Below are 6057 nucleotides of genomic sequence, written 5' to 3' on the forward strand. Positions count from 1 at the left end.
GAAAGATCATGAGCAAAGCGTTTACCAAAGAAACCGAGCACGATGACGACGAGCTGCCGGCGGAGCTGAAAGTTCCGCAGGGCAGCAAAAACTACATGACCCCACAAGGCTGGCAGCGCATGAAAAATGAGCTGTACGAGCTGGTGCATAAAGAGCGGCCGCATGTCACCCAGGTGGTGAACTGGGCGGCCAGCAATGGGGATCGCTCGGAAAATGCTGATTATCAGTACGGTAAACGCCGCCTGCGCGAAATAGACCGCCGCATTCGCTTTCTGAGCAAACGGCTAGAAAACGCCGAAGTCATCGATCCTGAAACCCGCGAAGCTACGGATCAGGTGTTTTTTAGCGCCACCGTGACGTATTTGCGTGAAGATGGCCGCGAGGAAACTGTCAGTATCGTCGGCATCGATGAAACCAATTTCCAGAAAAACCACATCAGCTGGACTTCGCCCGTGGCGCGGGCACTGCTCAAAGCCCGTGAAGGCGATGTGGTCACCCTGCGCACGCCACAAGGGCTGGAAGAGCTGGAAATCATCGCCGTCGAGTACTGCAAAATCGAAAGCTAAGCTTTTGCTTTGTAACGACAAGTTCGTTAGAAAATGTAAAGCTTTTTGCCAGCTTACCGCCTGAGCTGATATTGTGCTGGCATGAACTCGCACAATTACGCCACCAGCAGCCTGTTTCGTCGTGTTTTGCGCAGTATGGCACTGCGTATTGCCCTCGCCGCCTGCCTGATTTCTGCACTGAGCTACTACTACAGCTATGTGCGCCTGCAAGAGGAAGCGCTTGCTAATCTGGGCAAATACATCGAAACCCGCAGCCAGCTGGAAAGTGAGCTTTTCCTCGGCGCCGAAGCCAATACCAAGCTGATTCGCGACGAATTTGTGCGCCGCTATGCGCTGCTGCAAAACACCGATGTCAGCAGCCAGTTTTATCATCTACTCAAGCAAGATCGCGATGGCATGTGGCGAGTCCGCCCTGAGCTGGATGATTTTGAACATCAAGCCACCGTGGCCATGCTGCCCACCACCAAACACACGCCCGAGCTGATGCGGCAAGTGGTGCTGGCGCAGCAGGTACTTAGCCAGTATGGCCCGGCCTATCGGGCCCGCAGTTACGATACCTTTATCGATCTGAATGTCTCCGACGTGAGCTTGATGTATCTGCCGAAGCTCAACTATGCGCGCAATGGCTCGGTTGAAGATTTTGCCGAAGACCTCGACACCGAGCTTGGCGCCCTGCCTGAGCGTAATCCGTCGCGCAGCACGTTCTGGACTGGCATTTACTACGACAAACAAGCGCTGGAATGGATGATCTCAGTGGTGACCCCGCTGGATTATCTGGGCCAATATCTGGGCGGGATTGGTCAGGATATTCCCTTAGAGCAGCTCATCAACCGCACCAATACGGTCAATATTCCCGGCACCCACAATCTGATTTTTACCCGCAATGGCTATCTGATTGCCCACCCGGATTACATGGGCAAAATCCAAGAGCACCAAGGCAAGCTGGATATGCGCAAAATCAGCCCGGCGATGCATGATTTATACGAGGCCGTGAGCAAAGCCCCGCCCAAAGAACGCTTTATTGAAAGCCCGGATGGCCGCAACTGGCTAGGGATTGTGCCAATCAAAGGCGCCAACTGGGTGTTTGTCACGGTATATCCAAAGCGCCTACTGGAAGAAAAAGCCGCTTGGGCCGCCAGCATGGTGCTGATCTTGGGGATTATCGCGCTCGCCGTCGAGCTGGGTCTATTGGCCATGGTACTGCGTAAAGATGTTGCGCTACCGCTGGATCGCCTGAAGAACGCCATTCGCAGCTTGGCGGCCGGCAAAACCAGCAATCAGCTTGACCTGCACCGCAGCGACGAAATTGGCGAGCTGGCGCGCACCTTTAACGATATGTCGCACACCGTGCAATCACATCGTCTGCATCTGGAAGAGCTGGTTACTGACCGCACCCAAGAGCTCGCCACGCGCAATCTGCAGCTGGAAGCGGCCAATGAGGCGTTGAAATATCTCAATCAAGAAAAGAACGAACTTCTGGCCATTGCCGCGCATGACCTGAAAAACCCGGTCGCCAGCATTCAGGGCATGGCCAGCCTTTTGGGTGAACGCCTGGATAATTGGCCGCCGGAAAAAATCAAAGATCGCCTTGATGGCATTCAGCTACTGGCCGGGCGTATGCAGCGTATTATCAGTAATCTGCTGGAACACGACGCCCTTGAAGCCGGCTCGGTACAAATGCAGATAGAAGTGGTGGATGTGGATGAGCTGATCAATGATGCCATCGCCGGCTGGCGCCCGCGGGTAGCCAGCAAACAGCAAACCCTGCATTACACGCCAACAGGGCTGCAAGTGCGCACGGATCGGCAAGCGCTGTGGCAAATCGTGGATAATCTACTTTCCAACGCTGTGAAATATTCGCCCAACGAGCAGCGGATTGAAATTAGCGCCCAAGCCGTTGATCAGGATGTGGAAATCAGCGTGACCGACCATGGCCCGGGCATCGCGCCGCACGAAATGAATCTGCTGTTCAAAAAATTCAGCCGTCTCTCGGCCCGCCCAACCGGTGGCGAGCACACCACGGGGCTGGGCTTATCGATTACCAAAAAACTGGTCGAAGCCGTGTTTGGGCAAATCCGCTGCGAAAGCCAGTTTGGCCAGGGCGCCCGCTTTATCGTGACGCTGCCTGCCGCCGAGGTAGTCGCAGCCCACCTGCCGCAGGCGTAAAGCCGGGGATGCCCGCATCCCCAAAGCAGGCCTAGCACGGTACAATAGCCCCGATCGATTGGCGCCAGCGCTCAAAACCGCTGGCGCTTGTTTTCCTGCTCATTCAAAGGAATGCCCACCATGCGCCAATATCACGAACTCTTGCAACACGTCCTGGATCATGGCGTCGGGAAAGAAGATCGTACCGGCACCGGCACGGTATCGGTGTTTGGCTACCAGATGCGCTTTAATCTGGCCGATGGCTTTCCGCTGGTGACCACCAAAAAAACGCACCTGAAATCGATCATCAACGAATTACTGTGGTTTTTGCGCGGCGACACCAATGTGCGCTGGCTGCAAGAACGCGGCGTAACCATTTGGGATGAGTGGGCCTCCGAAACTGGCGAGCTGGGCCCGGTGTATGGCTACCAGTGGCGCAGCTGGCCCACCCGCGATGGCCGGCATATCGACCAGATCAGCCAAGTGATCGACCAGCTCAAACACAATCCTGATTCGCGGCGCATTATTGTGTCGGCGTGGAATGTGGGCGAAATCGACAATATGGCCCTGCCGCCCTGCCATGCCTTCTTCCAGTTTTATGTCGCCCCCGCACAGCCGGGTGAGGCAGATCAGCGCGGCAAGCTCTCTTGCCAGCTGTATCAGCGCAGCGCAGATTTATTCTTAGGCGTGCCGTTTAATATCGCCTCGTATGCCACGCTGGTGCTGATGCTGGCGCAAGTGTGCGACTTGCAACCGGGCGAATTCATCTGGACGGGCGGCGATTGCCATATTTATCGCAATCATTTCGAGCAAGTGCGCGAGCAACTCAGCCGCACACCGCGCGCGCTGCCGCAGCTCAAACTGAACCCGGCCAAAACCGATCTATTCAGCTTTGAATATGAAGATTTCACGCTGGAAGGCTACGACCCCTACCCGGCCATCAAAGCCCCTGTCGCGGTTTAATCCTCACGGGGTATTGGCAGGTCATCATTATTTTGATTGGCCTGCAGGCGTATACCCTGAATAGGTAAAGGCTGCGGGTAGACGCAGACATCGTATTCAACCCGATAATGGCAAGCCAGCCGCACCTGCTGCGGCGTATCTAAAATCATGAGCGGTAAATTGATCGGCATGCGCGCGTGCCGCACCAGCACATTGCGCTCTTTGCCGCTCAGGCTGATCCAGCCACCACTCGCCGCGTGGGCAATATAGATCTGGCAAGTGCCACAAGTACCCTGCCCACAGCGCCAAGCCAACGGCAAACGGCCAGCGCGGGTTAGCTCGCGGGTCACCTCAATCAGCAGCGTGCCTGCCGGCACCTCGACGCGAAGCGGCGCGAGCCCCGGCCAGATAAATTGCACTTGCGGCATCACCCCTCCTGCGCCGTACAATAAGCCTTTCCCAAGTCGCCCAGTCTAGCCCAGCCAGTGATGAAATCCAGCACGCTCGTTTATTCCACCGAACACGGCCGCATCTGCCCCAGCTGCCAGCAAGCCAGCAACGCCTGCCAATGCCGCGCGCAAGCCCAAAGCGCGGTACCGGCCGGTGATGGCATTGTGCGCATCAGCCGCGAAAGCAAAGGTCGCGGCGGCAAACAGGTGACGGTGATACGCGGCGTCCCGCTCAATGCGCTCGAGCTCGCTACGCTGGCCAAAACGCTGAAAAACCAGTGCGGCACCGGCGGCACCGTGAAAGACGGTGTGATTGAGATTCAGGGCGACCATCGCGAGCTTTTGGCCAAAAGTCTGGCCAGCCGGTTTACCGTAAAGCTGGCCGGTGGCTAGGGTATCGCCGCAAAGCCCTTTTAATTCTTTACCTGCAGCTAGATACCCTTAATCTGGCCGCGTTGGAAACAACACCTCGGTAAATCCAAAGCGCTGCATGTCCCGAATCCGCTGCGGGTAGAGCACGCCCCACAGATGGTCACATTCATGCTGCACCACCCGGGCGTGAAAACCGCTCACCGTACGATCAATCGGCGCACCAAATTGATCAAAGCCCTGATAACGCAATTGCGCCCAACGCGGCACCTCGCCGCGCAGGCCCGGCACCGATAAGCAGCCTTCCCAGCCCAGCACTTCCTCCTCGCCCAGCGGCGTGAGCTGCGGATTAATCAGCACCGTAAACGGCACACTTTCCGCCTCCGGGTAGCGCTCGCTGCGCGTCAGCCCAAATATCACCACCTGCAAATCCACCCCGATTTGTGGCGCGGCAATCCCGACCCCGCCTTGCGCCTGCATGGTGTCTTGTAAATCGGCAATCAGCTCGCTCAGCACCGCAGTGGCAAATTCAGTCACCGGCTGCGCCTGCCGCTGCAAGCGCGGATCCCCCATGCGCACAATCTCACGTACCGCCATGCTCAAGCTCCCAGATTATTTTGCGGTATGATGGCAGCTTTTCGCCGCTTTGTATTCGCATGCTCGATCCTTTTGACCCCGCCGCCGAGATGGACACCGACACCCAGCACGCGTGGGCACATTATCTGGCGCTGGCCGATGCCGCACTCGCGTGGCTGAGCGCCCAACCGCGCGATCGGGTGCTGATATGCGCGCAAAGTGAAATCGCCTATTGGCGCTGGCAAGGCCCCACCGCCGAGCATCTGGCCTGGGCGCCGATTGCCGAGGGCATGATCTGTCTGGAAGCCGCCATTTTGCTGCACGAAACCCACGGTTTAAGCCAGCACGAAATCGAATACCGGCTGCAGAATTTATTACAAGCTCTACAGCAAGACCCGCCTACCACGCTGCGCTGGCCAGTCGGCCAACTGCAATCTACCGTTCGTCCGCCGTTTTAGGCCATTTCTTACAAATATTATTAATGGGTATATGCTTGAAACCCTTTATTAGAAATGGCTAGCAACTTATACCACAGCGGGGTATTAAAAATTCCGCTCAGCGGCCTTGATTTTGTAAGCATTTACCGGCATCTTTAACTTACAACGTGCGCATCCCGCGCCCGAAGACTGACAAGGAAGTTGCCTGACCATGCCTGCTGCCCTCCCGCATCCAGAAACACTGTTTCTGACCCCGGCAGAACGCGGCCTCGTGAGCCCGCAACCCGCGAGCCCGGCCCCGGCGCCGACCCCAACCATCACCGATAAAATCCAGCGCCTGAAAAAGAAGCGTGAACTCGCTGGCGAGCTACAAACCATGCTGGCCCAAAGCGGCATTACCCTGGAAGAACTGCGCGACAGCCTGCGCGCCGCAGCCTGATTTAGCCCGCGCCTCTTGCCAAGCACGCGCAGTTCGGTATAATCCGCCCTCTGCTTTGGCCCAGGTGGCGAAATGGTAGACGCAGGGGACTCAAAATCCCCCGCCGCAAGGTGTGTCGGTTCGAGTCCGACCCT

At 57.0% G+C, this 6057-nt stretch carries 8 protein-coding genes; 6 read left to right on the forward strand and 2 right to left on the reverse strand.

Translation table 11 applies throughout. From position 1 onward, the window contains the following. Positions 1-8 precede the first annotated feature (8 nt). From greB to L991_RS08600, 3 genes are all read left to right on the forward strand, one after another. Positions 9-566, forward strand: coding sequence for a transcription elongation factor GreB (gene greB / locus L991_RS08590; RefSeq protein WP_047394055.1), 558 nt, complete (start codon positions 9-11; stop codon positions 564-566). An 81-nt stretch (positions 567-647) separates the two neighbouring features. Next, positions 648-2732, forward strand: a complete 2085-nt coding sequence (locus L991_RS08595; protein WP_047394057.1) for a HAMP domain-containing histidine kinase — start codon at positions 648-650, stop codon at positions 2730-2732. Positions 2733-2852: 120 nt separating this feature from the next. Then, complete coding sequence (locus L991_RS08600) at positions 2853-3674, forward strand: thymidylate synthase (RefSeq protein WP_047394063.1); 822 nt, start codon at positions 2853-2855, stop codon at positions 3672-3674. Here the strand turns inward: L991_RS08600 and L991_RS16515 are convergent. After that, the gene (locus L991_RS16515; RefSeq protein ID WP_052190744.1) at positions 3671-4081 is read right to left on the reverse strand and encodes a 2Fe-2S iron-sulfur cluster binding domain-containing protein; all 411 of its coding nucleotides are present in this window, start codon (positions 4079-4081) and stop codon (positions 3671-3673) included. The two genes, L991_RS08600 and L991_RS16515, sit on opposite strands and share 4 nt — an antisense overlap. 60 nt (positions 4082-4141) lie before the next feature. Between L991_RS16515 and L991_RS08610 the strand changes: the two genes are divergently transcribed. Next, positions 4142-4495 carry a translation initiation factor Sui1 gene (locus L991_RS08610; protein ID WP_047394065.1) on the forward strand — a complete coding sequence of 118 codons (354 nt, stop codon included), beginning with the start codon at positions 4142-4144 and terminating at the stop codon, positions 4493-4495. A 48-nt stretch (positions 4496-4543) separates the two neighbouring features. Here the strand turns inward: L991_RS08610 and def are convergent, their stop codons facing one another. Further along, positions 4544-5068, reverse strand: coding sequence for a peptide deformylase (gene def / locus L991_RS08615; RefSeq protein ID WP_047394066.1), 525 nt, complete (start codon positions 5066-5068; stop codon positions 4544-4546). A 59-nt stretch (positions 5069-5127) separates the two neighbouring features. Here def and L991_RS08620 point away from each other — a divergent pair, with 59 nt between their 5' ends. Continuing rightward, positions 5128-5505: a hypothetical protein gene (locus tag L991_RS08620; protein ID WP_047394069.1), complete on the forward strand. Its 378-nt coding sequence runs from the start codon at positions 5128-5130 to the stop codon at positions 5503-5505. A 190-nt stretch (positions 5506-5695) separates the two neighbouring features. Beyond that, entirely contained in the window at positions 5696-5923 is a 228-nt protein-coding gene (locus L991_RS08625; RefSeq protein ID WP_028448794.1) for a hypothetical protein, read from the forward strand. The last annotated feature ends 134 nt before the right edge of the window (positions 5924-6057 follow it).

The organism is Chitinibacter sp. ZOR0017 (assembly GCF_000799095.1).
Lineage (GTDB): Bacteria > Pseudomonadota > Gammaproteobacteria > Burkholderiales > Chitinibacteraceae > Chitinibacter > Chitinibacter tainanensis.

Coding starts and splice junctions, on each gene's coding strand:
- L991_RS16515 (WP_052190744.1), bottom strand. CDS start 4,081: ATGCCGCAAGTGCAATTTATCTGGCCGGGGCTCGCGCCGCTTCGCGTC.
- L991_RS08610 (WP_047394065.1), top strand. CDS start 4,142: ATGAAATCCAGCACGCTCGTTTATTCCACCGAACACGGCCGCATCTGC.
- def (WP_047394066.1), bottom strand. CDS start 5,068: ATGGCGGTACGTGAGATTGTGCGCATGGGGGATCCGCGCTTGCAGCGG.
- L991_RS08595 (WP_047394057.1), top strand. CDS start 648: ATGAACTCGCACAATTACGCCACCAGCAGCCTGTTTCGTCGTGTTTTG.
- L991_RS08620 (WP_047394069.1), top strand. CDS start 5,128: ATGCTCGATCCTTTTGACCCCGCCGCCGAGATGGACACCGACACCCAG.
- greB (WP_047394055.1), top strand. CDS start 9: ATGAGCAAAGCGTTTACCAAAGAAACCGAGCACGATGACGACGAGCTG.
- L991_RS08600 (WP_047394063.1), top strand. CDS start 2,853: ATGCGCCAATATCACGAACTCTTGCAACACGTCCTGGATCATGGCGTC.
- L991_RS08625 (WP_028448794.1), top strand. CDS start 5,696: ATGCCTGCTGCCCTCCCGCATCCAGAAACACTGTTTCTGACCCCGGCA.